The organism is Frateuria soli (genome assembly GCF_021117385.1).
Taxonomy (GTDB): domain Bacteria; phylum Pseudomonadota; class Gammaproteobacteria; order Xanthomonadales; family Rhodanobacteraceae; genus Frateuria_A; species Frateuria_A soli.
On record NZ_CP088252.1, the window covers coordinates 2,919,936 to 2,945,303 of the forward strand.

A 25,368-nucleotide genomic window follows, 5' to 3' on the forward strand; every position below is an offset into this window, starting at 1 on the left:
AGGGCGGTCATCGTCGTTCGGGGACCTCATGCATCAGCACACAGGCGGGCGGTCGTCGCAGCGTCCGATGCGTACCACCGGAGCCACCGCGCGTGGCGTGGAAGCCGTGCCGTGGCTGGACCTGGAACGCTACATCGGGCGGTGGCACGGCCTGGCCTGGCTGCCGCTGCCGTTTCAGCGCCGCTGCTCGGGCGAGCTCACGCTGGAATACGCGCCGCGCGACGACGGCCTTGTCGCGGTGGTCAGTGCCTGCCGTGACGAGTACGGCCGGGTGAGCGAGGCACACGGCGTGCTGCGCCAGCCCGAGCCGTTGCGCGAACCGGCCCGGCTGCAGTTGCGCTTCGCCCCGGTCTGGCTGAACCGCTTGCGCTTCGTATGGAACGAGCACTGGGTCATCTCGCTCGATGCCGACTATCGCTGGGCCGTGGTGGGCGAGCCACGGCGGCGCTACCTGTGGATCCTGGGTCGCGAACCGCGCATGGACTACCACCTGTTCGAGGAACTCAAGGCAGTCCCGCGCCGCATGGGCTACGACCTGGCGCCCCTGCTCGTCTCGCGCCAGCGGACCGACTGAGCGGCGCGCATTGCATTTTCCGGCCGAGCCGTCAGGATGACCGGAAGCACTCTACCGGTGGACTCCCGCATCACGTGCGCGCCGTCGATACCCTCACTCCCTGCCCCTGCGGCAATCCCGCCGGCTACGCGCACTGCTGCGGGCCGTTGCACGAGGGGCGCGCCGCGCCGACTGCCGAGGCGCTGATGCGCTCGCGCTACAGCGCCTATGTCCTCAAGCGCGAAGACTTCCTGCTGGCCACCTGGCATCCGGGCACGCGCCCGGCCCACCTGAAGCTCGCCTCGCAGCAGCCGGCGCCAAGCTGGCTCGGACTGTCGGTGAAGCGCCACGAGGAGGGCGCCACCGAAGCGGTGGTCGAGTTCGTTGCGCGCCTGCGCTACGGCGGCGGGCGGGCGCAGCGCCTGCACGAGGTGAGCCGGTTCCTGCGCGAGGGCGGCCGCTGGTACTACGTGGATGGCGAGATCCTGGCCTGACGCCGGCTCCCCTGTTCGCTGCGGTGAACCCTTGCAGGAGCGCACCTGTGCGCGACCGCGACGGGCGGTCGAGCAGTGGAGGCGCGCGGTCGCGCACAGGCGCGCTCCTACAGGTCCCCGCACGTTGGTCAGAACCCGGTAATACCCGCCGCACGCAGTCGCGCAGCGAGGCGGCGCACCTCCGGGTGGCGAAAGAACGCCTGCAATCGCGCGGCGCCGGCGGGGCCGACGCCCGGCTCCCTCTCCCATGCCGCCGCGTCCCGCGCGACCAACACCCCCCAACCGGGCAGAGCGGCATCTCCCGCCGGTGGCATGCCCAGCGCGCGCAGCCAGGCATCGAAGCCGGCCACGCGCGCATGTGCGAAGGCCTGAGTCAGCTTCGCCGCACGGGCGGCGCCGATGCCCGGCACCGCAGCCAGCTGCGCGGGCGTGAGCGACAACCAGTCGAGCAGGCCATGCACCAGCCCTTCGTCGACCAGGGCGCGCCAGGTCGACTCGCCGATGCCGTCGATACGCAGCCCCTGCCGGCCGCCGAGCCACACCAACCGCGCCAGGAACTGGCGCTTGCAACCGGCGCCGGGGTGCCAGCAATCCAGGCCGTCGCGCGCCGTTTCGGATGGGACGGCAACGGCGGCGCGCTCGCGGGTGCGCCACACCACGCCATCGAAACGGGGAATGGTAAGGCCCGCGAGCGAAAGCGCGACCTGGTCACCGGGTCGGGCATCGGACTTGCGCCAGCGGGCCAGCGAGCCGACGCTCACGCGTCGCACCGTGCGATCGTCCAGCACCACCGGTTCCAGTTCGAGCACCACGCTGATGCGGCCGCGCCGTCCGCGGCGGAAGTCCACCGCGCGCACCGTGGCCAGCGCCTTGGCCGGCGGGTACTTCCAGGCGACCGCCCAGTCCGGTGGCGCGGGCCGCCATACCGTGCCGCCCGGCCGTCGACCCTGGCGCAGCACGGTGCCGTCGGTGGCAAAGGGCAGCGCCTGGCGGTACCAGCGCTCGCGCCAGCGGCGGACCTGCGCAAGGTTGGCCACCGGCTGCGTCAATGCCGCGCTCGCGCCCAAACCCATCGCCTGCAGGCCGGCCAGGCGATCGCGCATGTCGACCGGGCCGCTTGGCCAATCCCATACGAACAGGCCGATGTGTGCCGCGGCCCAGGCATCGAAGGGTTCGCGTGCCAGCGCGCCGGCGACGTCCGCACGCGCACGCATGCCACCTTCGGCAGCCTGCCGGTGCCCGGGCAGGCGCCAGACCAGCTCGCCCTGCAGCACCACGCGCGGTGGTGCGTGCGGGAGGTGAGCGGGGACGGCGGCGACCTTCCTCACCCGGGCAGTCCAGTCCGATCCGTGCAGGCCGTCGCCACGACTCACCGCCCGGCGCAATTCGCCGTCGACATACAGCAACGTGACCGCCACGCCATCGGCCTTGGGCTGCACCCACAGGTCGTGATTGCCACGCTCGCGCATCCACGCCTGCACAGCCACGGCGTCCGGGAGCTTGGCCAGGCCGGTCTGCGCGATCGGCGAGCGCACCGGGCCGGTCGCGTCGGCCAGGTGGGCCAGCGCGGAGGGTGCCTGTTCCGGAAAGCAGGCGCGCCAGCCTTCATAGCGGGCGAGGGCCTGGTCGTAGAGGGTGTCGTCGACGGGCGAGCGGCCGTCGGTGCGGTAGGCGTGGTTCCAGCGATCGAGCTGGTCGTGCAGGGCCTGCAGCTCGTGCGCGGCGCGCGATGCATCCCAGGCCGGGCAGGCAGCCAGGCCCGGTCTTGCGAGCAGGCTTGCGGCCAGCACCAGCCAGCGCCATCCCTGTCGCATCGAACGCTCCTTCCGTGGCGGAAACGGCACGGTAGCGCAGCGCCTGCGCCCGGCGCAGTGGCGCGAGGTCGATCGATTGCGTAGGGGCCGCCCGATAGGAAGGTGGGGCGCGGGCGGAGGAACGGTGAGGTTTCAGGTGGGCCCCGGCCCTTCGACCGACCCTCGTCCCGACGAGGAGAGGGCCGGAGCGCGGATTGACGGCCTTACCATGCCACTTCGCTGCGGCCGTCCGGACGTCCTTCCGGTCCGAACCGGCGCTCGATGATCCGGCCACCACCCGCGCGGCCCACCAGCACCAGCGTGCTCGCGCGCGTGCCGTACTCGGGGCCACGGATGAACGCGGGGGAAAGCCGGCGTTCGCGCTCGCGGCCGATGCCGGTGTCGGGAAGTTCGTGGTCCAGGGCCGGCTGTTCGTCCGCCAGGGCCGCGAACAGCGGCGCGACGTCCTCCATGCCTTCGTCCAGCCATGCCTGCAGGCGTGCCATCAGCTGGCGCGTCTTCGGCCAGGGCGTGTTGAAGTCCGCGTTGGACAGCCCATGCACGCCCGGCGTCACCGCCTGCACGCGCGGCTCGGGCCGGTTGCCCAGATAGAACGCGGCCTGCGCATCGAAGGTAAGCAGGTTGAAAGGACGATAGCCGGCTGCCGACGCGCCCAGCGCCTGCGCATGTGCCGTGGCGTCGGCACAGCCGCGCAGCCAGTCGGTAACCAGCAGGCCGCGCGAACGGCCCGTCTGCGGCAGACGCGGGTCGCGCACGTTGGTGACCACGCCGCAGCGGCCATCCGTGCTCAACCCGAGCCAGGTGCCGCCGGCTTCCAGGTCGCGTCCGGCGATGACCGGCATGTCGTTCCAGCGGGCCAGCGGCGCGCTCGGGCGGGCGTGGTATTCGTCACGGTTGCCCGCCAGCACCAGCCGCCAGCGCGGATGGATGTTCCAGGCAAAGGCGATGAGGCACATCGGATCGCTCGCAGTCGCGGGAGAGCCTTCATTGTCCCCCCGATAGACGAGGGCGCGCCGCCGGCGTACCCCGGGGAAACGGTTTGTCCGCGGGGTTCGTCGATGCGTCGCCCGGCCGCAGGCCGAGCCATGGCTGTCTGCGGATGCCGCAACGCCCTGCGATCAGAACACGAGCCGCATGCCGACCGTCACGCTCCGCCCCGGGGCTGGCTCGTAGTAGCGGCCGTTGCCGCCGTTGACGATCACCGAACCGACCAGGCGGCGGTCGAAGAGATTGTCGATCCGTGCGGAGACATGCAGGCGGCTGTCGCCGAGCGCCAGGCCGTAGCCCAGGTCGAGGCCCGTGCGCAGGTAACCGGGCGCCGTGGCGCTGTTGCGGTCGTCCACCGGTACGGGGCCGGCACCGTCGAGTTCGAGCCCGCCGCGCCATCCCAGTTCGCCCCCGCGTTCCAGGCGCAGCGAGCCGTAGCGCCACGGCACGCCGGGGATGCGCGTGCCGGCCGGCACCGGCAGGTCCGGTGCCAGGCAGGGCGTGTCCGCGCAGGCCAGGAAGCCGCTGCGGAAGCGCGCATCCAGCCAGGTCAGCCCCATGCGCAGCTTCCAGCCGGCGCCGAGCTCGCCGCGGACCGACAACTCGGCGCCGCTGCGCCGGCCGCGGCCCACGTTGCGGTAGGTGGACCGCCCGTCGTGGTTGCTCGCCACCGCCAGTTCGTCCCGGCTGTCCGCGCGGAAAAGCGCCAGCTCGACGCCAAGCTCGTCCCGCGGCCGCCACTTCAGGCCCAGTTCGACGTTGCGGCTGCGCACCGGTGCCAGGTCGAGCGCCAGGCCCGCGCCGCCGTCGTCGCGATAGCCCAGCTCGTTGAAGGTGGGCGTCTCGAAGCCCTCGCCGTAGCTGGCGTACAGGCGCAGGTGCGCATCGGGCCGGAAGTCGATGCCCGCCACCGGCGTGGTTGCGCGGTAGCGCACGCGACCGCTGTCGTCGGGGTTGCCCGCGGTGACATAGCGGTCGCGCGTGTGGAAGGCCACCTCGCTGTGCCGTGCGCCCAGCAGCAGCGACCAGCGCGGCGCGACGCGCCAGTACAGCTGCGCGTACTGGTCGAACGCCTGCACGCGGTCGCGCTCGTCGCGGCGCAACGCACCGGCCACGCCGAGGGTGTCGCCGACGAAGTTCTCGTAGCCGCGGCGATGCTGGTCCTGCGCGTCCCGGCTCGCGCCCAGCACCGCTTCCAGCGGTCGCCCCAGCGCCCGCCCACGATGCGTCCAGCGCGCATCGACCCCACCGTAGCCGCCCGCCAGGTCGATCACCCCGCCGGCACTGAGCGGGCTTTGCTGCGCGGTGGGCGGGATCGACAGCACCTGGTCAACCGACCGCCGGCCGGCGTAGCCCATCAGGCGCACGCCGTCATGCTCGCCCTCGGCACTCCAGGTCGCACCCAACTGCTGCTGTTCCACGCGCTTGCGGGTGTCGAAGGCAGCCGCTGCCTCCACCGACTGGCGCGGGTCGGCCCGCCACTGCGCGCGGGTGAGGCCGAGCGGGTCCTGCGCCTGCGGCTGCGCCAGCGTGTTGATCACCACGGTCAGCGTACGTCCGCTGCCCAGGTCGAATCCGAGACGCGCGTTGCCGGCAGTGCGTTGCGCGCGGCTGTGCGCACGATAGCCGTCGGTACGGAAATGGCCCAGCCACACGTTGTAGTCGAGCGGGCCGGCCATGCCGCGCGTCCCGGCATCCAGGCGCCAGCTCGCATCGGCGCCGGCGAAGGCTTCCAGCGTGCTCACCGGTACCGGCCCGCCCGCGGCGGTCCACACCTGCACCACGCCACCGGAGGAGTTGCCGTACAGCGCCGAGAACGGCCCGCGCAACACCTCCACGCGATCGGCGGCGGCCAGCGCGATGTGCGAGAGCTGGCCCTGGCCGTCCGGCATCGTCGCGGGAATGCCGTCGACGTACAGCCGCACGCCGCGCACGCCGAAGCTGGCGCGCGCGCCAAAGCCGCGGATCGAGAGTTGTTCGTCCTGCGCATAGTTCTGCCGGCTGCGCGCCAGCACGCCGGGCACGCCGACCAGCGCCTCGGACAGGTTCACGCCCGGCTTGCCGCTGGCGCCGGTGTCCACCGCCATGCGGAACAGCGCGGCCGGCAGGTCGAACGGCGCGATGTCCAGCCGCACCGCCTGCACCGGCACCGGCGGCAGCTCGGTGACGGCCTGCGCCGCCAGCGCCAGCGGCCAGCCGGCGACCGCGATCGCGACCCACGTTCGACGCTTGCCCATCGACATACCCGTACGCTGACGATCATCCATGGTAGCGGCCGCCCGTGCAGGCGCTGTCGCGGCGCGGGCGTCAGCGCACCCTACGACGCGCCCGCTTCGGGGATAATCGGTCCCCATGCGCCGACCCACCCTTCGTGCCCTCGTCCGCCTGCTGACCCTCATCGCACTGGCCTTCGCCATGCCCGCCGTGGCGCAGGATCCGTCCCTGCACAAGCAGGCCCAGGCCAAACAGCAACTGGCCGAGCTGCGCAGCAAGATGGAAGCCCTGGCCCGCGAGCAGGCACGGACCGCCGCCCGCCGCGACAGCGCCAACGCCGAACTGGCACGCCAGGCGAACGCGCTGGCCCAGGCCGCCCGTGCACTGCGCGAGGCGGACGCCGCGCTGGCGGCCAAGCAACAGGAACTGGAGCAGTTGCAGCAGCAGCGCAGCGAGCTGGAGCGGCGCCTGGCCGGCCAGCGCGCGGCCATCGCCGATCTGCTGCGCGCCACCTACACGCTCGGCCGCGGCACCGACCTGCGCCTGCTGCTGGGCGATCAGGACCTGGCGCAGATCGCACGCGCGCTGGCGTACTCGAAGTACTTCCAGCAGGATCGCGCCGCGCGCGTGGCTGAACTGATGAACGAGCTCGGCCGCCTGCAGCAGCTGGAGGCCGACATCACCGCCGAACAGCAGGCCCTGGCCGCCACCCGCGCCGAACGCGCGAACAAGGCCCGGGCACTCGCCACCCAGCGTGCCGCGCAGCAGAAGCTGGTCGCCCAGGCCAATGCCAGGTACAAGGACGAGAGCCAGCGCCTGGCCGCGATGAAACAGAACGCGCAGTCGCTGGACCACCTGGTCGACAAGCTGCAGCGCGCGATCGACGAGGCCGCCCGCGAAGCGGCGCGCAACGAGCGCGCCAGCCCCGCCGCGCCCAGCCGTGCCGGCGGCAAGGCCGACATCCGCGGCAACCTGCCCTGGCCCGCGTCCGGGGCGGTGGTCAGCTACGGCAACGGCGTGCTGATCAAGGCCGAAGGCGGCAGCGAAGTGCACGCGGTGGCGCGGGGCCGGGTGGTCTATGCGGCCTTCCTGCGCGGCTACGGGCTGCTGGTCATCCTCAACCACGGGGACGGCTGGCTGAGCATGTACGGCAACAACGAGAGCGTGCTGCGCAGCGTCGGCGACCAGGTCGCGGCGGGCGAGGCGATCGGCACCGCCAGTCCGACCACCGGCGTCAACACCGGCGTGTATTTCGAACTGCGTCACAAGAACAAGCCCGTCGACCCGCGCGGCTGGCTGGCCAGGCGCCGTTGACGCCCCCCGCGCCGCGCCGCAGGCTAGCTTTGGAACGACCACGCTGCCGCGCTGTCGAAATCTGCCGGATACCCAGGAGTCTACGCATGCATCCGATCCCCCGTGCCCTGGCCTGCGCCGTGACCGCCGCGCTGGCGTTCGCGCCGTTGCACGCACAGCAGGCTCCGGCCGGCGCGGCGAGTTCGGCGGCGCCGGCCAAGGCCGCCAGCGCGCCCGATCCGGTCGATCTCGACGACGTGCGCAACTTCAGCCGCGTCTACGAGGTGGTGCGCCAGGCCTACGTCGAGAAGGTCGACAACAAGACGCTGATGAAGGCGGCGATCAGCGGCATGCTGAGCGGACTGGACCCGCACAGCGAGTACCTGGACAAGCAGGGCCTGCAGCAGCTTTCGGAGGACACCACCGGCCAGTACAGCGGCCTTGGCATCGAGGTGCTGGAGGTGGACGGCACGCTGCGCATCATCGCCCCGATCGACGACACCCCGGCCGCGCGCGCCGGCATCAAGCCCGGCGACACGATCGTCAGGATCGACGGCAAGGCGGTCGACCCGGAGAACGTGGACGACATGTTCAAGCTGCTGCGTGGCGATCCGGGCAGCAAGGTCACGCTCTCGATCCTGCACGAGAACAGCGACCAGCCGGTCGACATGCACCTGGTGCGCGAACAGATCTCGGTAACCAGCGTGAAGCTGCGCGAACTGCAGCCCGGCTACGCCTACATCCGCATCAGCCAGTTCCAGGAAGACACCGCCGACGACCTGGAGCGCAAGTTCTCCGCATACGTCGCCAGGCACGGCCAGCCCAGGGGCGCGGTGCTCGACCTGCGCTCCAACCCCGGCGGTCTGCTCACTTCGGCGGTGGCGGTCAGCGACGACTTCCTCGACACCGGCGGCATCGTCAGCACGCGCGGACGTCTTGCCGATGCCAACCTCACGTTCGACGCGCACCCGGGCGACCTGCTGCAGGGCGCGCCGATGGTGCTGCTGGCCGACAACGGCACGGCTTCGGCCGCGGAAATCGTTGCCGGCGCGCTCAAGGACAACCGTCGCGCACTGATCGTGGGCCGGCGCACCTTCGGCAAGGGCGTGGTGCAGACCGTGCTGCCGCTGGATGCCGACCATGCAGTCAAGCTCACCACCGCCCGCTACTACACGCCCAACGGCGCCTCGATCCAGGCCGAGGGCATCAAGCCGGACATCGCGCTGGCCGAGCTCACCGTCAACAAGGCCGACAGCCAACCGGAGCTGATCAACTCGGAGGCGGACCTCAAGCACCACCTGGCCAACGAGAACACCGCCGCCGCGCAGGACATCGACAACGACGGCAGCGTCGAGAACGCCAGGCTGGCCACCCAGGACTACACGCTGGCGCAGGCGTTGAACATCCTCAAGGGGCTGGCGCTGGGGCACCGCGCGGACGCCGCACAGTAACGCTCCGGCTCCCTCTCTCCGCCGGGGAGAGGGGGGCTATTCGGAGGCCTCACGCGGCTTGATCAGCCAGCGCACGGCCAGCACGCCCAGCTCGTAGAGCAGGCACATCGGTACGGCCAGCATGATCATCGAGGTGATGTCCGGAGGCGTGATCACCGCGGCGATCGCGAACGCGCCCACGATGGCGTATCGGCGCACGGCACGCAGCTTGGCGACGTCGACCACGCCCACCGCGGCCAGGATCACGACCGCCACCGGCACCTCGAAGCACAAGCCGAAGGCGAAGAACATCAGCATCACGAAATCCAGGTAATGCGTGATGTCGGTCATCATCTCCACGCCCGCGGGCGTCACCGCGGTGAGGAAGCGGAATGCCGCCGGCAGCACCAGGAAGTAGGCGAACGCGCAGCCGATGTAGAACAGCGCCATCGCCGCCAGCAGCAGCGGCCGCGCCAGCCGCTTCTCGTGCTTGTACAGGCCGGGGCTGACGAAGGCCCACAACTGGTAGAGGATCACCGGCATGCTGATGAACAGCGCGGTGTAGAAGGCGAGCTTGAGCGGCGTGATGAACGGGCTGGCCACCTCGGTCGCGATCAGGTGCGCGCCCTGCGGCAGGTGCGCCACCAGCGGCGCGGCCAGCAACGTATAGAGCCGGTTGGCGAACGGAATCAGTGCCAGCAGGACCAGCAGCACCATCGCGCACGCCTTGAGCAGGCGCGAGCGCAGTTCGATCAGGTGGGAAAACAGGCCCTGCTGCAGGTCGATCTGCGGCTCGGGCTCAGGCGATGCCATGCGGATGTTCCTTCACCGGCGCGTGCTTGGGATCGTCGGCGAACAGGTCGCCGGTGAGCGTGTCGCGTTCGGGCGCGGGCTGGTCGCCCGGGTCCGCCGTGTCGGCGGCCAGCCGCGCGCCCGGCCCGGCCTCGGGCGCTGTCCCCGGGGCAGGCGCAGGCGTGGCGGCCACCGCGCCAACCGCCTCGCGCACTTCGCGCGCGGTGGCGTTCATCTGCGCCTGCGCGGCCTCGGCGCGCGCGGCGGCCTCGCGCGCGGTGCGCTTGATCTCCTCGATCTCCAGCTCGCGTTCGACCTCGGCGCGCACGCTGTCCCAGGTATTGCGCACGCGGCGCACCAGCGCGCCGGCGGTACGCGCCGCGCCCGGCAGCTTCTCCGGGCCGAGCACGATCAGCGCAATAAGCGCCAGCAGCAGCAGCTTGCCGAAGCTGATCTCGATCATCGCCGCGCCACCGCGCGCTTACTTGGTTTCGCTGGTGTCGCGCGCCTTGCTGGCGGTGGCATCGGAGGCCGGCGGGTCGGCGCGCAGTTGCTCCTGCGCCTTGCGCTTGGCCTCCTCCTCGTCGTCCTCGCCCTGCATGGCCTTCTTGAAGCCGCGCACGGCGTTGCCCAGATCCGGGCCCATCTTTGCCAGCTTGCCGGTGCCGAAGATCACCAGCACCACGATGAGCAGGATGATCCAATGCCAAAAACTGTCCAGACCCATGACTTCAAACCTCTGACGGATGCCGAAAACCGTTGGATTGCCAGGCGCTATGCCAGCAACCGGATCAACGCGCAGTGTACTCCTCAAGCTGGTCGCGGAAGTCCACGACCGGGCCCGGCACATTGCTGACGCCGCCTTCGAAGATGCGCCGCGGCGTAATGCCGGGGCCGTAGACCGCCTCGTTGGCGTCGTAATCGATGCGCAGGACGGAGCCGTCCAGCGCCACGCCGGCGAACAGGCCGCGCGAGCGCGAGTAGGAATAGATTTCCGCCTTCATCTGCGCGTCCGTGGCGGCACTGGCGGTGCGCCCCACCGGCCCGGCGGCGGCGGCCGCATCGGCGCCGACCGTGAATTTGCCGTTGACGATCGAATCGACCCCCCGCTGGGTGCGGAAGACCAGCACCACGTCGGTGGAGGACACGCCTGCCTGGAAACCCACGCTGCCGCCGGTCAGGGTGATGAAGCTCGGGTTGGACCAGGTGCCGTCGGGGCTGCGCACCGAGATAAGCCCCTCGCCGCGGCGGCCGCCGAAGATGAAGCCGGCCTTGACCATGTCCGGAATCACCGCGATCGCCTTGGCGTTGCCGAGCAGATCCCTGGGAATCGCCTTGTCCGGCGCCTGCATGACCTCCTGCAGCACGCGTACCGCGTTCTTCGCGCGCACCAGCGGCGGATCCTCGGCGTGGGCGGCCATCGACGGCAGCAACAGGACCAGCGCGATCAGCGAGCAACGACGCAGTGCCTTGAACATGGATGACTCCTTCCGAGGGGACGGGGGTGCGGCACCGCGCCCGGCGGTGGACGGAACGGCTTGTGGCAGACTCCACCGCCTGCCCGCCGCCGATGCCTTTCGATGCCACAGCGCGACCACTATACCGGCCCTTCAGACCACGCCCCTGACCGGAACGTTCAGGCAGGCGCGTGCGAGACCGGCGTGCTGCTGGTCAACCTGGGCACGCCCGAGGCACCGACCGCGCGGGCACTCAGGCCCTACCTGGCCGAATTCCTTTCCGACCGCCGCGTGATCGACTACCCGCGCTGGAAGTGGTGGCCGATCCTGCAGGTCATCCTGGCGATCCGCCCGCGTCGCTCGGCACACGCCTACGCGCGGATCTGGACCGCGACCGGCTCGCCGCTGCGTGTGCTGAGCGAGGCGCTGGCCGAGGCGTTGCAGGCGGAGCTCGGCAGCCAGGCGCGCGTCGCGCTGGCGATGCGCTACGGCGCGCCGTCGGTGGCGGCCACGATCGCCGAGCTGCAGGCCGCCGGCGTGCGCCGGTTGCTGGTGCTGCCGCTGTATCCGCAGTACTCGGCCACCTCCACCGGCTCGGTGATCGATGCGGTCGCCGACGCCCTCAAGCAGTTGCGCTGGCCACCGGAGCTGCGGCTGGTCAACGACTATCACGACGACCCCGGCCACATCGAGGCACTGGCCACCCGCATCGAGCACTGGTGGCAGGCCAATGGCCGCGGCGAGAAACTGCTGCTGTCCTTCCACGGCATTCCGGAGCGCTACGTGCGCCTGGGCGATCCGTACCTGGCGCAGTGCCAGGCCACCGCCGCCCGGCTGCGCGAGCGGCTGGGTCTGGATGAAAGCCGGTTCCTGCTGAGTTTCCAGTCGCGGGTGGGGCGCGAGCCGTGGCTGCAGCCGTACACCGACGCCACCGTGCGCCGGCTGGGCGGCGAAGGGGTCAGGCGGCTGGACGTGGTCTGCCCCGGCTTTGCCGTGGACTGCCTGGAAACACTCGAGGAAATCGCCATGCAGAACCGCGATTTCTTCCTCGAAGCCGGCGGGCAGGAGCTGCGCTACATTCCAGCGCTCAACGACTCGCCCGGACAGGTGGCAAGCCTGGCCGCGGTCGTCCGCCGGCATGCGCAGGGGTGGCCCGGCTTCGGTTCGTAGCGCTCGGCACGCCCGCGGCGGCCTGTCGCGTCTTCCGCCGGACCGGGGACATCATCCCTGCGCCTGCTGCAAACCCAGCCCGCGCTCGACGCGCACCAGCACGCCCGCCAGCGGGGTACGCAGCAGCAATGCGCCCAACCCCAGGCCCAGCGCATCGGCGGCCAGGTCCCACACACTCGCATCCTCGGGGTCGTGCGGCCATTGCGCCAGCTCGATCAGCAGGCCGAACAGCAGGCAGGCGGCGGCCACGCCCAGGCGGCGGCGCGACCGGTGGTAGAGGTTGCCCCACCAGCCCATCAGCGCGGCAAAGGCGAGCATGTGCAGCAGCTTGTCGCCCGCGGGCAGGGCCAGCGCCATCGCCGTGAGGCGACGCGTCGCCGGTAGCAGCGCGATGGCGGCCACGGCGATCATCAGCAGCACGCCCAGCACGGCCCAGCCGCGGTGCCAGCGCAACGGCGCCGCGTTCTTCGTCAGCGCGCTCACAGCCGCCCGCCCTGGTCGGCGGCCAGCAGCTCGGCGGCCAGCGGCAGGGCCGGCAATCCACGCGCGAACAGCATCGCCTGGAAACGCTCGCCCATCTGCTCGGGCAGGGTCAGCCGGCGGACCTGCTGCGCCAGGCGCTGGCGGGCGATGTCGTCGGTCGCCTGCCCATACGCCTGCTCGAACGCCGCCTGCAACCCGCTGGCGAGCAGGAACTGCGCCTGCGGCAGGTAGGCCGCGACGCCGAACCCGGCGCTGTTGCCGGCCTCGGCCAGCGCGGTGAAGTCCACCGAGGCGGTGAGGTCGTTCAGGCCCGGCAAGTACAGCGGATCGCCGTGCGCATGGTGGCGGTAGTGCGCCATCAGCGTGCCGTCGCTGCGCTCGGGCAGGTAGTACTCGCGGCGCACGTAGCCGTAGTCGATGAACAGCATCAGCCCCGCCTCGAGCGTGCCGGCGACCGCCTGCACCCAGTACGGCAGCTGCGGCAGCACTTCGGAACGGTAGCCGTCCTCGATGGGCCGGCCCAGGTCGCGTTCCAGGTGGCGCACCGCACCGGCGACCAGCGCGTCGGCCGGGCGGTCCGTGCGCATCAGTCGGCCTTCGCCATCGAGCGTGACGTGTTCCTCGTAGACCTCGCCCGCGCGCAGCGTGAAGCGCGTGGTCGGCAGCGCGTCGACCACCTCGTTGGCGAACAGCACGCCACGCCAGGCTTCCTCCGGCGGGCGATCGAGCCAGGCCACGCGTGCGTTGAGTCCGGGCGGCAGTGCCGCGGCGAGCCGATCGCGCTGGCGCTCGCGCAGGTCGGCGCTCGGCTCGAGGATCAAATAGCGGCGCGGCAGCGTGCCGGCCTCGGCGAATGCATGCAGCACGGCTTCGGCGAAGGCGCCGCTGCCACCGCCCAGTTCGAGGAAATCGGCCTGCTCGCCAAGCATCGCCAGGACCGGCTGCACCGCGTTGGCCACGCAACGCGCGAACAGGCCGCCCAGCTCCGGCGCAGTGACGAAATCGCCGGCCTCGCCGAACTTGGTCTTGCCCGCGCTGTAGTAGCCCAGGCCGGGCGCGTACAGGCAACGCTCCATGTACTGGGCGAACGGCATCGGCCCGCGCGAAGCGATCTGCTCACGCAGGAGCTGCAGCAGGCGGTCGGAGTGCGCGCGCTCGTCGGGGCCGGGATCGGGGAGTCGTGAGGCCATGGGTCGGGTTCGATGCAAAAAAGACGGACAGGTTAGCCGATGCGATGTGGCGAGCCTGTCGGGGCGCCTTTCCCCCAGCGGGGTCGGACCGCGCATCGCGCAGGCTGGCAGCCCCGCACCTGCGAGCATGGCTGGGACAGCGTTCGCTCAGAAATCCTTCTGCAGGCTCAGGTAGACGCCGCGCCGCGGCCCGAACTGCGGCGCACCCACGCCGATGCCGCTGCCGTCGCGCAGCGCGTAGCTGCGGTCAAGCGCATTGAGCACCGCCAGCTGCGCGTGCAGGTCGCCCAGACGCCCCGCCGTGAAGTCGTGCGCCACGCTCAGGTTCAGCTGGAAATACGCCGGCAGGTGGTCGCCGTTGGGGACCTCGCCATCGCGGCGCATGCCGCTGCCGAACAGGTAGTCCGCGCCCAACCGCGTGCGCTCGCCGAGCGCGTAGCTGATGCCGCCGGAGGCCGCCAGCGTCTGGTCATGGTCGAGGTGGACGTAGTGGTCGGCGATGTAGGCCAGGTCGTTCGGGTCGAAGTTGTACTGGCTGGTGATGATGCCCTTGCCAACCGCCTGGCTGGCCGCGAGGTTGAAGTAGGTCGACAGCGGCCCGGCGCGGTAGTCGAGGGTGAACTCCACGCCCTTGACCCGGCCCCGGGCGAGGTTGAAGGTCGAATAGACCAGCGCGGAGCCGAACTGGCCTTCGTCCTGCAGGCGGCGGACCTTGCGGTAGTAGGCGTCCACGCCGAGCGTCCACGCGCCCAGCGTCTGTTGCACGCCGGCGTCGAAGTAGTCCGAGCGCTCGGCCAGCGGCGTGTTGTTGCCCAGGTCGGGCACCGCGTTGGTGGTGCCGTCGAAGCGGGCGATGTTCTCGCTGGTGATCATCTCGGTGGCCGGCGGGGTGAAGTAGCGTGCATAACCGGCGTGCACCACCGTGTTGCCGGTGGCCTGCCAGACCAGGCCGACGCGCGGGCTGAGCTGGCTTTCGGTGCGATCCAGCTGGTAGCGGTCCCCGCGCAGGCCCAGGTTGAGAGTCCAGGCTTCGCCAAGGCTCCACTCGTCCTGTACGTAAGCCGACCAGGTCCTTGCGGTGAGGCGGTTGGCGTCGCGGATTTCCAGCGGCGTGGTGCTGGCCTGTCCGCCCTCGGCATCGACCGGGAACACCCAGGCATCGTTGCCGCTGCCGGAGCGCTCGAAGCTGCCGTAGAGGCCGTAGCGCAGCGTGTGGACATCGCCCAGCGGCGTGGCGAAGTCGGCCTGCAGCGTACTGGCGCGGTTGCGGCGGGTGACGTCCGAGGCAACGCCGTTGAACATCAGCTCGCCCACCCGGTCCGGGGTGTACTCCAGGTCGGTGTAGCGCTGGCCCAGCGACACCTGGTAGTCGCTCCGGCCGAGCCGGCCCTGCAGGGCGAGCACGCCGAAGCGCGTGTCTTCCCGCTGGCGGGCATCGAGCAGGGACGAATCGAAGTCCGTGCGGTCGAGATAGCCGAATTGCGGCGACTGGCCCGGCACGTCGGGAATCTCGAAGCGGTTGTTGGCGGTGCCGAACAGCAAGCTCAGGCGTGTGTCGGCGTCGACCAGGTAGCTGACGTCGCCGAAGCTCTTGAGCTGGCTCGTGTGATCGTGGATCGGCGTGCGGCTGGCGGTCGGGTTCTCGATGCCCGCGTCGCTTTCCAGGTAGTTCGCAGTGAAGAAGCCGCTCCAGCGATCGTTGCTGCCCCACAGCGCAAGGTTCGGATTGAGCGTGCCGAGCGAGCCCCCGGTAAGCCCCACACTGCCGCCGTTGCCGAGCTGGTGGCCGCTGCGGGTGGTGATGTCGACGACCGCCGCGGTGCGCAGGCCGTACTGCGCGGGCAGCGCGCCATCGAGCAGCGTCATGCTCTGGACCGCGCGCGCGTCCAGCGTCTGGCCGAAGCCGGCGATCGACTCGGGAACGATCACGCCGTTGATGCGGTATTGCAGGTTGCCGTGGTCGCCACGCACGTGCAGCCCGCCGTAGGAGTCCTGCACCACGCCCGGCGCCTGCAGCAGCACCTGGTTGACCGGCGTGGAAGCGCCCAGCGGCAGTTGCGCGATGGACTGCCGGTCGATCACATACTGGCTGGAGCCGGTGTCGGGCGAGAGCGCGTTGCGCGACAGGTCCAGCGCTGCGCTGACGTCGACGGTGCCGAGCTCGCGCACCTGCGGCGGCGACGGCGGCGTGGTATCGCCGGTCGTGGTATCCGCCGCCGGCGCGGCGAGGGCCGGACTGAGGGCGCAGGCAAGACTGAAGGCAAGCAGCGTACGGGGCATCGTCGGGTGGTTCCGGGGTCGTTGGAGCTGAATGTTATAACGTAACAATCCTTCCGGACATCCGCCACGGGTCGAAAGTCATGCCCGGGTCGCATGCGCCATTCACGGCCAGTCACCGACACTGGCCGCCCCATCCGCAGGAGCCGCCATGGCCGATTCACCGACCCAGGTCCCCGCCGTGCCCGCACCGGTCGAGCACGGACGCATCGCCGCGGCGATCCTTGACTTCGCCAGCCAGATTCCCGACAGCCGGGTGCACCGGGGGCTGCACCCGGAGGCGAAGGCGCGTGAACTGGCCTCCCAGGCCGCGCGCAAGGCGGCGCTCACCGCCGGCTCGCTGGCGCTGCCGCCCGGGCCGCTGGGCTGGCTCACGGTGCTGCCCGAGCTGGTGGCGATCTGGCGGATCCAGGCGCAGATGGTCAGCGACATCGCGGCCGCCTTCGGCCAGCACGCCAGCCTGGGCCGCGAACAGATGCTGTGGTGCCTGTTCCGCCACACCGCGGCGCAGGCATTCCGCGACCTGGTGGTACGCATGGGCGACCGGCTGCTGTTCCGCCAGCTGTCGGCCACGCTGGCCGAGCGCGTGGCCCGGCGGATCGGGATCAGCCTGACCCAGCGCTCGGTGGGCGCCGGTATCTCGCGCTGGCTGCCGGTGATCGGGGCGGCAGGCGTGGGCGCCTACGCCTGGTACGACACCCGCAGCGTGGCGCGCACCGCGATCGAGCTGTTCGGCAGCGGCAGCCTGGTGCGCACCGAGCCGCTGATGGTGCCCGACGGCGTCATCGAGCCGGAAGATCCACCGCCGCCGTGACGGCCCGCGTGCTTTGCGGCAAGCTCGACGGATGAGCCACCAGCATCCCCGCCCCGTCGCACTGGTCACCGGCGGCGCCCGCCGCGTCGGCGCCAGCATCGCCCGCACGTTGCACGCGGCCGGCTACGACCTCGCCCTGCACTACCGTCACTCCGCCGAGGAGGCCGCCGCGCTGCTGGCGGAACTGGAGCGCGCGCGCGCCGGCAGCACGCTGGCAATACAGGCCGACCTCGCCGCGGTCGATCGCCTGCCCGCACTGGTGGACCAGGTGCTGGCCCGTTTCGGGCAACTCGACGCCCTGGTCAACAACGCCTCGGCGTTCTTTCCCACCCCGGTCGGCAGCGCCACGCCGGCGCAGTGGGACGAGCTTTTCGCGTCCAACGCCCGAGCCCCGTTCTTTCTCGCCCAGGCGGCGTGGCCGGCACTGCGCGAGGCACGCGGGGCGATCGTCAACCTGGTCGACATCTACGCCGAGCGCGCGCTGGCCGAGCACCCGATCTACGTGATGGCCAAGGCCGCGCTCGCTGCCATGACGCGCACGCTCGCGCAGGACCTGGCGCCCGAGGTGCGCGTCAACGGCGTGGCCCCCGGCGCGGTGCTGTGGCCGTCCGAAGGCAAGGACTACGACGATCGCGCGGCGCTGCTGGCGCGCACGCCGCTGCGGCGCGCGGGCACGCCGGAGGACGCCGCCTCCGCCGTGCTCTGGCTGCTGCGCGATGCACCGTTTGTCACCGGACAGATCATCCGCGTGGATGGGGGCCGCACGTTGCTCGTATAGCCGTTGCCTCTTGTAGGAGCCCACTTGTGGGCGATGCTCCTGGCCCGGTCCGGCGCCCAGAAAAAGCATCGCCCACAAGTGGGCTCCTACAAGGGATCCGCGCTATTTCTTCGGGCGGAAAGCACCTTGCAGCAGCGCCGGTTCGAAACCCGCGCCGCCCTCGCCGGCTTCGGCATAGCGGTAGAGCGCGGCGGCGTAGATGCCTTGCAGCGAGGCCTGCACCAGGCTCAGCAACACGAGCGCGACGACCACCACGATCACCGCGACCACCACGGCCGGCATCGAATGCAGCGCGAACGCAGCACCGCGGCACTCGCCTTCATCAACGCCCAGCTGCGCGCAAACCTGCCGCCCATGCGTTCCCCTTATCGATCCGTGAATGCCGGCGGCTTTCTAGCACCCGCCCATCCTCGGCGAAAGTGGCGGTCCGCCCTGGAGCAGTCCGCCCGGCGGGCGATCGTTTTCGTGCGCCACGACGCATTGCGCCGGGGAGCATTGCGCCGGGGAGCACCGTCCCCGGTGGTTCCTACAGCGGGATGGCTTCGAGCGGCTCGCGGTCGTGCGGGAACGCCGCCCACAGCTCGGCCATGCTGCGCCCGTCCAGCGGGTGGCGCAGGTCCGGCGCGACGTCGGCCAGCGGCTTGAGCACGAAGGCGTGCCGCAGCTCCCTGCGCGGGATCTGCAGGTGGCCGGGGCCGTCGAGCACGCGCTGGTCGTACAGCACGATGTCCACGTCCAGCGTGCGGTCCGAATACCGCGGCACGTCGCGGCGGCGGCCGTGGCGGTCTTCCAGTGCGTGCAACCAGTCGTTCAGCGCTTCGGGTTCCAGTTCGGTCTCCAGCGCCACCGCCAGATTGACGAAATCGCCGCCCTCGAAGCCCACCGCGCGGCTGCGGTAGGCCGGCGATACGTCGATCGCGCCGAAGCGCGCGCGCAGTTCGTCCAGTGCCGCGCGCAGGTGGCGTTCGGGCTCGAGGTTGGAACCGAGGCTGAGGTAGGCGCGTCCCATCGCCTTCAGGCCCCGGCCAGCGCGCGGGCACGCGTGGGTGCGGCCAGCGCCGCGCGCACGTCCTGGCCCGAGGGCTGCTGGTACAGCGCCAGCCCGAACTCGGGCAGCACCGCGAACAGGTGCTCGAAGATGTCCGCCTGGATGCCTTCGTACTCGGCCCACGCCGTGGTGGCGGTAAAGCAGTACAGCTCCAGCGGGATGCCCTGGGGGCCACTGTCGAGCTGGCGCACCATGCAGCTCAGTTCGTGGTGGATGCGCGGATGGGTGTCCAGATAGGCCTGCACGTAAGCGCGGAAGGTGCCCAGGTTGGTGAGCCGGCGACGGTTGGCCGGCATTGCTGCGGCCTCGCCCAGCGCCTGGTTCCATTGCGCCACGTCGCGCGACCTCGCCGGCAGGTAATCGGCCAGCAGGCGCAGCCGGGCCAGCCGCTCGAGCTGCGCCTCGTCCAGGAACTGCACGCTCGCCGCGTCGATGTGCAGCGCACGTTTGATCCGCCGCCCGCCGGCCTCCTGCATCCCGCGCCAGTTCTTGTACGGCTCGGACATCAGCCGCCAGCTCGGGATGCTGGTGACGGTCTTGTCCCAGTTGCGCACCTTGATGGTGTGCAGGGCGATGTCGATCACCTCGCCGTCGGCGTTGAGCTGCGGCATCTCGATCCAGTCGCCGACCCGCAGCAGGTCGTTGGACGACAGTTGCACGCCGGCGACGAAACCCAGGATGGTGTCCTTGAAGATCAGCATCAGCACCGCCGACATCGCGCCCAGGCCCGACAGCAGCAGGCCCACCTGCTTGCCGGTCACCGCCGCGATCACCACCAGCGCGCCGACCAGGCACAGGCCCAGCTTGGTCAGCTGTACCACGCCCTTGATCGAGCGCTGTCGCCCGGCCGGGGTCTGCCGGTAGACGTCCTCGGCCGCCGACAGCACCGCGTTGAGCGCCATCACCACGCACAGCACCACCAGCGCCAGCATCGCCCTGGCCACGACGGCCCCGGCCGCTTCGGGCACCCCCGGCACCAGCGCGATGCCATAGGAAAGCACCAGCGGCGGCAAGAGTCGCGCCAGCCAGCGGAAGGCACCGTGCTGCAGCAGCGCGTCGTCCCAGTGCCAGGCGGTGCGCCTGGCGAGGCCGCGCACCAGCCGCAGCAACAGGCGCCGGCACAGCTCGCCGGCCAGCCAGGCCAGCGCCAGCACGGCCAGCACGGCCAGCAGGGTGTGCACCCGGGGAAGCTCGATCAGTTCGGACAGGGACGGCATGCGGTCTCCTTGCGGGGCCGGTCGCACGCGGCACGCCACGGCCGCGGCGGACGACGCCGCGCGGGCGCCGCCGATGAGTCTATTGCGGCCGCGTGCCGCGCTCGATGCGCACGCCGACCGATCGGGCACCGCGCACGGCGCCGGGCTTGGACAGCTTCAGGCGAACCCACGCCACGCCGAATTCCTCGCGGATGATCGCCGCGCAGCGCTCGGCCAGCGTCTCGACCAGGCCGAAACTGGAGCTGCCGACGTAGTCGATCAGCCGCTTGGAGACGTCCTTGTAGTTGAGCGTGTGCGCGATGTCGTCGCTGGCGGCCGGGACGGTGTTGTCGAACGCCATCTCGATGTCGAACGCGAGCGTCTGGCGCACGCGCCGCTCCCAGTCGTAGATGCCGATCACCGCGTCGATGCGCAGGTCTTCGATGAAAACGATGTCCATGGAGGGCAAATAGGGAATCGTGAATGGGGAATCGTTGTGAGCGTCACGCGCTGCCGTTTCCCGAGGATAACGGCTTTGTCCATTCCCTATTAACCGTTCCCGATTCCCGGTAACGATTCCAGATCCCAGCGCGGCGACACCCGCACCACCTCGTCCTGACCCTGCCCCGCGGCCAGCCGGATCGCGCCGGCCAGGGCGATCATGGCGCCGTTGTCGGTGCAGAACTGCAGCCTGGGGAAGTACGTGCGGAAACCATCCTTCCCGCCCGCGGCCGCCAGCGTCTCGCGCAGGCGCTTGTTGGCGCCGACGCCGCCGGCGATCACCAGCCGGTGCGTGCCGGTGGCCTCCAGCGCGCGGCGGCACTTGATCACGAGCGTGTCGACGATGGCTTCCTCGAAGCCGCGCGCGACGTCGGCGCGGGTCTGTTCGGACCGGTCGGAATGCTGCCATGCCAGCAGCACCTGGGTCTTCAGGCCCGAAAAGCTGAAATCGAGCCCCGGCCGGTCGGTCATCGGGCGGGAGAAGCGGAACACGCCTGGCCGGCCCTGCTCGGCGAGCTTCGCCAGCGCCGGGCCGCCCGGATACGGCAGGCCCATCAGCTTGGCGGTCTTGTCGAAGGCTTCGCCGGCGGCGTCGTCCAGGGTGTCGCCGAGCAGCCGGTACTGCCCGATCGCGCCTACCTCGACCAGCATGGAATGCCCGCCGGAAACCAGCAGCGCCACGAACGGCGGTTCGGGCGGATCGGGCTCCAGCAGCGGCGCCAGCAGGTGGCCTTCCATGTGGTGCACGCCGATCGCCGGCACGTCCAGCGCCCAGGCCATCGCCCGGGCCGCCGCCGCGCCGACCAGCAGCGCGCCGACCAGGCCGGGGCCGGCGGTGTAAGCCACGCCGCCGAGGTCGGCCGGGGTCATGCCCGCCTGGGCCAGCGCCTCGCGCACCAGCGGCATCAGCTTGCGTACGTGGTCGCGGCTGGCCAGCTCCGGCACCACACCGCCGTAGTCGGCATGCAGCTTGATCTGGCTGTACAGCGTATGGGCCAGCAGGCCCTCGCCGGGCGCCTCGGGCGTCCAGCGCAACAGTGCCACGCCGGTCTCGTCGCAGGAGGTTTCCACGCCGAGGACGGGCTTGACAGGCGGGTTTGAAATTTCTTTTTTGTCCACGCTATAATTCGCGGCTCGCCCTATTCCATAAGGCGCGCCAGGTTGGCGGGCCAGTTTACCACTCGGAGTTTTCATGCCCAGCGTCAAAGTCCGCGAGAACGAGCCGTTCGAGCTTGCCCTGCGTCGCTTCAAGCGTACCTGCGAAAAGGCCGGCGTCCTCGCCGAAACCCGCAAGCGCGAGTTCTACGAGAAGCCGACCCAGGAGCGCAAGCGCAAGCGTGCCGCCGCGGTGAAGCGCCATCTGCGCCGCCTCTCGCGCGACGTTTCGCGCAAGACCCGGATGTATTGATCTCCGTCGCCGCTGCGTAGCGCGCGGCACGGTGGCAAGACATCCCGAGGCCGGTGTTGCCCAAGGCGACGCCGGCCTTTCGCGTTTCCGGAGACAAGCCCATGAGCCTCAAGCAGCGCATCACCGACGACATGAAGGCCGCCATGCGCGGCGGCGAGAAGGATCGCCTGGCGGTGATCCGCCTGATCCTGGCCGCGATCAAGCAGCGCGAGGTGGACGAGCGCATCGAGCTGGACGAGGCGCAGACCATGGCCGTGCTGGAGAAGATGCTCAAGCAGCGGCGTGACTCGATCGTGCAGTACGACGCCGCCGGCCGCGTGGACCTGGCCGACGTCGAGCGGGCCGAGATGGTCGTGATCGAAGCCTATCTGCCCGCCAAGCTCGGCGAAGCCGAGGTCGACGCGCTCATCGACGCGGCCATCACGCAAACGGGTGCCAGCTCGCCGCGCGACATGGGCAAGGTGGTCGGCGTGGTCAAGCAGCAGGCCGCCGGACGCGCCGACATGGCGCAGGTGTCCGCACGGATCAAGGCGCGGCTGGGCGGCTGAGGCTTCGCTTCTCCCTCCGGGGGCCGACGTTGGGCATGTAGCGGGTTTCCCGCCCTCGCCTCACGCCACGCACAGCGAGCTGATGCGCACTCTTCACGCCCCATCCCCTACAACGGTGCGGCGCCGCAGGATCGGAGGCCCTCGCTCCCGGCCGCGCGGCGAGGGAGAAGCCGCATGCTCAAGTGGGCCATCATCTTTGCCATCATTTCTCTGATCGCCGGCTGGCTCGGTTTCGGTGGCATTTCCGGCATCGCCGCAACGATCGCCAAGATTCTCTTCGTCATCTTCGTGATCCTGTTCATCATCGCCCTGCTGGCGGTGATCGGGGTCTTCCACATCCTGTAGCGACGCCGAGGCCATCGCGCTTCTGCGCGCGTGAAGGCGGGCCCGATGCCCGCCTCACTCAATGCCGCAGACGCCCCGGAAAGGGGGCTCAGGCCCTAGACTAGGCCGCCTATGCGCGGCCGTATCCCCGACAGCTTCATCGACGAACTGCTCGCCCGCGTCGACATCGTCGACGTGATCGAGCGGCGCGTGCCGTTGAAGAAGGCCGGGCGCGAGTGGACCGCCTGCTGCCCGTTCCACAACGAGCGCACGCCCTCGTTCTACGTCAGCCCGGCCAAGCAGTTTTTCCACTGCTTCGGCTGCGGCGCGCACGGCAGCGCGGTCAAGTTCCTGATGGACTACGAACGGCTGGAATTCCCCGACGCGGTCGAGGAGCTGGCCCAGGCGGTCGGTCTGACCGTGCCGCGCGAGGGCGGCCGCGAAGCGGCGCCGCGCGAGGACAAGACCGACCTCTACGCATTGCTCGACAACGCCGCGCGCTGGTACGAAACCGAGCTGCCCCGGAGCGCCGAGGCCCAGGCCTACTGCCGCAAGCGCGGGCTGGATGCCGAGACCATCGCGCGCTTCCGCCTTGGCTGGGCGCCGGCCGGCTACGACGGGTTGATCAAGGCGCTCGGCGGCACCGACCGGCGGATGCAACTGCTCACCGAGGCGGGCATGGTCGCCACCGGCGAGCGTGGCCATCGCTACGACCGCTTCCGCGAGCGGCTGATGTTTCCGATCCTCGACCGCCGCGGCCGCGTGATCGCGTTCGGCGGTCGCGTGCTGGGCTCGGATCAGGGACCGAAATACCTCAACTCGCCCGAGACCCCGCTCTTCCACAAGGGCCGCGAGCTGTTCGCGCTGTGGCAGGTCAAGCAGGCCAACAGCAACCTGCAGCGGATCGTGGTGGTCGAGGGCTACATGGACGTGATCGCCCTGCACCAGGCCGGCCTGCCGATCGCGGTGGCCACGCTGGGGACCGCGACCACGCCCGAGCACACCGAGGTGCTGTTCCGCGCCGCGCCCGACGTGGTGTTCTGCTTCGACGGCGACCGCGCCGGCCGGGCCGCCGCGTGGAAGGCGCTGGACGCCGCGCTGCCGCGGCTGCGCGACGGCCGCCAGGCGTACTTCCTGTTCCTGCCCGAGGGCGAGGATCCGGACTCGCTGGTGCGCAAGGAAGGCAAGGACGGCTTCGAGAAGCGCCTGAGGGAAGCCACGCCGCTGTCGGACTACTTCTTCGGCGAGCTCTCGCACGAGGTCGACACCGCCAGCCTCGACGGGCGCGCGCGGCTGGCCGAGCGCGCGCGCCCGCTGATCGCCAAGCTCCCCGACGGCGCGTTCCGGGACCTGATGGCGCAGGAGCTGGAAAAGCGCACCGGCGCCCGCGCCAACGTCCCGGCCGAACCGGCAGCACGACGCGCGGTGCAGCGGCCGGTGGCGGTGCAACGCTCGCTGGTGCGCAGCGCCATCGCGCTGCTGCTGGCCCAGCCGGGGCTGGCCGACCTGGTCGAACCGCCCTACCGCTTCCTGCGCCTGGACAAGCCCGGCGTGGGCCTGCTGGCCGAGCTGATCGACCTGTGCCGCGCGCGGCCGGGCATCAACCCGGCGATGCTGGTCGAACACTTCGCCGAGCGGCCCGAGTACCCGTCGCTGCAGAAGCTGATGGCCGCGATGGTGGTCGGCGAGCCGGAGACCCAACGCGAGGAGTTCCTCGGCGCGCTGGCACGGATGGACGAACAGGCCACCGCGCTGCGCCGCGAGGCGCTCGCCGCGCGGCATCGCGAAGGCACGCTGACCGGCGCCGAGAAGGCCGAGCTGCGCGAACTGCTGGCGGCCCGCCGCCCCTCCCCGACGCAGGGCTGAGCGATGGATCGAGTTTCCCGGCGCGTGCGCCATTCCCGATCGGCGCGCGCGGCCGCCAGGACCAACCATGCCGCTGCTTGAACGGCTGATCCTGCTGTTTGCCGAAAGCGGCTACCTGGCGGTATTCGCCGCGCTGCTGCTGTGCGGCGCCGGGGCACCGTTGCCGGAAGACATCACGCTGGTGGCCGGCGGCGTGATCGCCGGCCTGGGCTTCGCCAACGTGCACGTGATGGCAGGGGTATCGCTGGTGGGCGTGCTGGTCGGCGACGCGGCGATGTTCCTGCTGGGCCACCGGCACGGCGCGCGCATCATGCAGTGGCCGCTGGTGGCGCGCCTGCTCACGCCCGAGCGCTACTGCCGGGTGCAGGAGAAGTTCGCCCGCTACGGCAATCGCCTGCTGTTCCTGGCGCGCTTCCTGCCGGGCATGCGCACGGCGGTGTACGTGACCGCGGGCGCCACGCATCGCGTGTCGTTCCTGCGCTTCTTTCTGCTCGACGGACTGGCCGCGCTGATCAGCGTGCCGGTGTGGGTCTACCTGGGCTACTTCGGGGCAAACAATCGCGACTGGCTGGCGATGTGGATCGTCCGCGGGCAGCACGGGATCTGGGTTGTCGTCGCCCTGCTGGCGATCGCGGGGATGGTGCTGTGGTGGCGCCGCCGCCGGCGCACGCGCTGCGGCCTGGACGACTGAGCCGGACCGCTACAATCGTCGTTTCGCCCGTCCCTCCACC

The 25,368-nt window shown here is 70.8% G+C and carries 27 protein-coding genes; 12 read left to right on the forward strand and 15 right to left on the reverse strand.

What is annotated here, in order from left to right; all coding sequences use genetic code 11:
* Positions 1-67: 67 nt before the first annotated feature.
* Positions 68-574 carry a lipocalin family protein gene (locus tag LQ771_RS13455; RefSeq protein ID WP_231349907.1) on the forward strand — a complete coding sequence of 169 codons (507 nt, stop codon included), beginning with the start codon at positions 68-70 and terminating at the stop codon, positions 572-574.
* Positions 575-648: 74 nt separating this feature from the next.
* Positions 649-1,047 (forward strand): YchJ family protein, encoded by a 399-nt coding sequence (locus tag LQ771_RS13460; RefSeq protein WP_231349908.1) that lies wholly within the window; start codon positions 649-651, stop codon positions 1,045-1,047.
* A 128-nt stretch (positions 1,048-1,175) separates the two neighbouring features.
* On the opposite strand, the gene ligB is transcribed toward LQ771_RS13460, so the two are convergent.
* The 3 genes from ligB to LQ771_RS13475 all read right to left on the reverse strand — a co-directional run bounded on the left by ligB (position 1,176) and on the right by LQ771_RS13475 (position 6,091).
* Entirely contained in the window at positions 1,176-2,861 is a 1,686-nt protein-coding gene (gene ligB / locus LQ771_RS13465) for an NAD-dependent DNA ligase LigB (protein WP_231349909.1), read from the reverse strand.
* 203 nt (positions 2,862-3,064) lie between these two features.
* Entirely contained in the window at positions 3,065-3,817 is a 753-nt protein-coding gene (locus tag LQ771_RS13470; RefSeq protein ID WP_231349910.1) for an NRDE family protein, read from the reverse strand.
* 162 nt (positions 3,818-3,979) lie between these two features.
* Positions 3,980-6,091, reverse strand: coding sequence for a TonB-dependent receptor family protein (locus tag LQ771_RS13475; protein ID WP_425491353.1), 2,112 nt, complete (start codon positions 6,089-6,091; stop codon positions 3,980-3,982).
* Positions 6,092-6,200: 109 nt separating this feature from the next.
* On the opposite strand from LQ771_RS13475, the gene LQ771_RS13480 reads away from it, so the two are divergent.
* Entirely contained in the window at positions 6,201-7,376 is a 1,176-nt protein-coding gene (locus tag LQ771_RS13480; protein WP_425491281.1) for a murein hydrolase activator EnvC family protein, read from the forward strand.
* Between the two features lie 86 nt (positions 7,377-7,462).
* Entirely contained in the window at positions 7,463-8,806 is a 1,344-nt protein-coding gene (locus LQ771_RS13485; RefSeq protein ID WP_231349912.1) for a S41 family peptidase, read from the forward strand.
* Positions 8,807-8,842: 36 nt separating this feature from the next.
* Here the strand turns inward: LQ771_RS13485 and tatC are convergent, their stop codons facing one another.
* The 4 genes from tatC to LQ771_RS13505 form a co-directional block, all read right to left on the reverse strand.
* Positions 8,843-9,598, reverse strand: coding sequence for a twin-arginine translocase subunit TatC (tatC, locus tag LQ771_RS13490; RefSeq protein WP_231349913.1), 756 nt, complete (start codon positions 9,596-9,598; stop codon positions 8,843-8,845).
* Positions 9,585-10,040: a Sec-independent protein translocase protein TatB gene (gene tatB, locus LQ771_RS13495; RefSeq protein WP_231349914.1), complete on the reverse strand. Its 456-nt coding sequence runs from the start codon at positions 10,038-10,040 to the stop codon at positions 9,585-9,587. The genes tatC and tatB overlap by 14 nt, the downstream gene beginning before the upstream one ends.
* Positions 10,041-10,058: 18 nt before the next feature.
* Positions 10,059-10,304: a twin-arginine translocase TatA/TatE family subunit gene (tatA, locus tag LQ771_RS13500; RefSeq protein ID WP_231349915.1), complete on the reverse strand. Its 246-nt coding sequence runs from the start codon at positions 10,302-10,304 to the stop codon at positions 10,059-10,061.
* A gap of 64 nt (positions 10,305-10,368) precedes the next feature.
* Positions 10,369-11,055: a lipid-binding SYLF domain-containing protein gene (locus LQ771_RS13505; protein WP_231349916.1), complete on the reverse strand. Its 687-nt coding sequence runs from the start codon at positions 11,053-11,055 to the stop codon at positions 10,369-10,371.
* Between the two features lie 102 nt (positions 11,056-11,157).
* On the opposite strand from LQ771_RS13505, the gene hemH reads away from it, so the two are divergent.
* Complete coding sequence (gene hemH, locus LQ771_RS13510; RefSeq protein WP_231349917.1) at positions 11,158-12,204, forward strand: ferrochelatase; 1,047 nt, start codon at positions 11,158-11,160, stop codon at positions 12,202-12,204.
* A 51-nt stretch (positions 12,205-12,255) separates the two neighbouring features.
* Here the strand turns inward: hemH and LQ771_RS13515 are convergent, their stop codons facing one another.
* The 3 genes from LQ771_RS13515 to LQ771_RS13525 form a co-directional block, all read right to left on the reverse strand.
* On the reverse strand, positions 12,256-12,687 hold the full coding sequence (locus LQ771_RS13515) for a VanZ family protein (RefSeq protein ID WP_231349918.1): 432 nt from the start codon (positions 12,685-12,687) through the stop codon (positions 12,256-12,258).
* The gene (locus LQ771_RS13520; RefSeq protein ID WP_231349919.1) at positions 12,684-13,877 is read right to left on the reverse strand and encodes a class I SAM-dependent methyltransferase; all 1,194 of its coding nucleotides are present in this window, start codon (positions 13,875-13,877) and stop codon (positions 12,684-12,686) included. Before LQ771_RS13520 ends, LQ771_RS13515 begins: the two co-directional genes overlap by 4 nt.
* 147 nt (positions 13,878-14,024) lie before the next feature.
* Positions 14,025-16,157, reverse strand: a complete 2,133-nt coding sequence (locus LQ771_RS13525; protein ID WP_231349920.1) for a TonB-dependent receptor — start codon at positions 16,155-16,157, stop codon at positions 14,025-14,027.
* Between the two features lie 148 nt (positions 16,158-16,305).
* Here LQ771_RS13525 and LQ771_RS13530 point away from each other — a divergent pair, with 148 nt between their 5' ends.
* Together LQ771_RS13530 and LQ771_RS13535 are read left to right on the forward strand one after the other, a co-directional pair.
* Positions 16,306-16,968, forward strand: a complete 663-nt coding sequence (locus LQ771_RS13530) for a hypothetical protein (protein ID WP_231349921.1) — start codon at positions 16,306-16,308, stop codon at positions 16,966-16,968.
* Between the two features lie 31 nt (positions 16,969-16,999).
* Entirely contained in the window at positions 17,000-17,746 is a 747-nt protein-coding gene (locus LQ771_RS13535) for a pteridine reductase (RefSeq protein ID WP_231349922.1), read from the forward strand.
* Between the two features lie 102 nt (positions 17,747-17,848).
* Here the strand turns inward: LQ771_RS13535 and LQ771_RS13540 are convergent, their stop codons facing one another.
* The 5 genes from LQ771_RS13540 to tsaD all read right to left on the reverse strand — a co-directional run bounded on the left by LQ771_RS13540 (position 17,849) and on the right by tsaD (position 21,610).
* Entirely contained in the window at positions 17,849-18,127 is a 279-nt protein-coding gene (locus tag LQ771_RS13540; protein ID WP_338030355.1) for a DUF6159 family protein, read from the reverse strand.
* A gap of 145 nt (positions 18,128-18,272) precedes the next feature.
* Positions 18,273-18,755 (reverse strand): 2-amino-4-hydroxy-6-hydroxymethyldihydropteridine diphosphokinase, encoded by a 483-nt coding sequence (gene folK / locus LQ771_RS13545; RefSeq protein ID WP_231349924.1) that lies wholly within the window; start codon positions 18,753-18,755, stop codon positions 18,273-18,275.
* A 5-nt stretch (positions 18,756-18,760) separates the two neighbouring features.
* Entirely contained in the window at positions 18,761-20,011 is a 1,251-nt protein-coding gene (locus tag LQ771_RS13550; protein WP_231349925.1) for a mechanosensitive ion channel family protein, read from the reverse strand.
* 79 nt (positions 20,012-20,090) lie between these two features.
* The gene (gene folB, locus LQ771_RS13555; RefSeq protein WP_231349926.1) at positions 20,091-20,450 is read right to left on the reverse strand and encodes a dihydroneopterin aldolase; all 360 of its coding nucleotides are present in this window, start codon (positions 20,448-20,450) and stop codon (positions 20,091-20,093) included.
* Between the two features lie 89 nt (positions 20,451-20,539).
* Positions 20,540-21,610 (reverse strand): tRNA (adenosine(37)-N6)-threonylcarbamoyltransferase complex transferase subunit TsaD, encoded by a 1,071-nt coding sequence (gene tsaD, locus LQ771_RS13560; protein WP_231349927.1) that lies wholly within the window; start codon positions 21,608-21,610, stop codon positions 20,540-20,542.
* A 73-nt stretch (positions 21,611-21,683) separates the two neighbouring features.
* Between tsaD and rpsU the strand changes: the two genes are divergently transcribed.
* The 5 genes from rpsU (at position 21,684) to LQ771_RS13585 (ending at position 25,328) form a co-directional block, all read left to right on the forward strand.
* The gene (gene rpsU / locus LQ771_RS13565) at positions 21,684-21,899 is read left to right on the forward strand and encodes a 30S ribosomal protein S21 (RefSeq protein ID WP_055999514.1); all 216 of its coding nucleotides are present in this window, start codon (positions 21,684-21,686) and stop codon (positions 21,897-21,899) included.
* Between the two features lie 101 nt (positions 21,900-22,000).
* Entirely contained in the window at positions 22,001-22,447 is a 447-nt protein-coding gene (locus LQ771_RS13570) for a GatB/YqeY domain-containing protein (protein WP_231349928.1), read from the forward strand.
* A 174-nt stretch (positions 22,448-22,621) separates the two neighbouring features.
* Entirely contained in the window at positions 22,622-22,792 is a 171-nt protein-coding gene (locus LQ771_RS13575; RefSeq protein ID WP_231349929.1) for a DUF1328 domain-containing protein, read from the forward strand.
* 111 nt (positions 22,793-22,903) lie between these two features.
* Positions 22,904-24,637 (forward strand): DNA primase, encoded by a 1,734-nt coding sequence (gene dnaG, locus LQ771_RS13580; protein ID WP_231349930.1) that lies wholly within the window; start codon positions 22,904-22,906, stop codon positions 24,635-24,637.
* A 67-nt stretch (positions 24,638-24,704) separates the two neighbouring features.
* On the forward strand, positions 24,705-25,328 hold the full coding sequence (locus tag LQ771_RS13585) for a DedA family protein (RefSeq protein ID WP_231349931.1): 624 nt from the start codon (positions 24,705-24,707) through the stop codon (positions 25,326-25,328).
* Positions 25,329-25,368 lie beyond the last annotated feature (40 nt).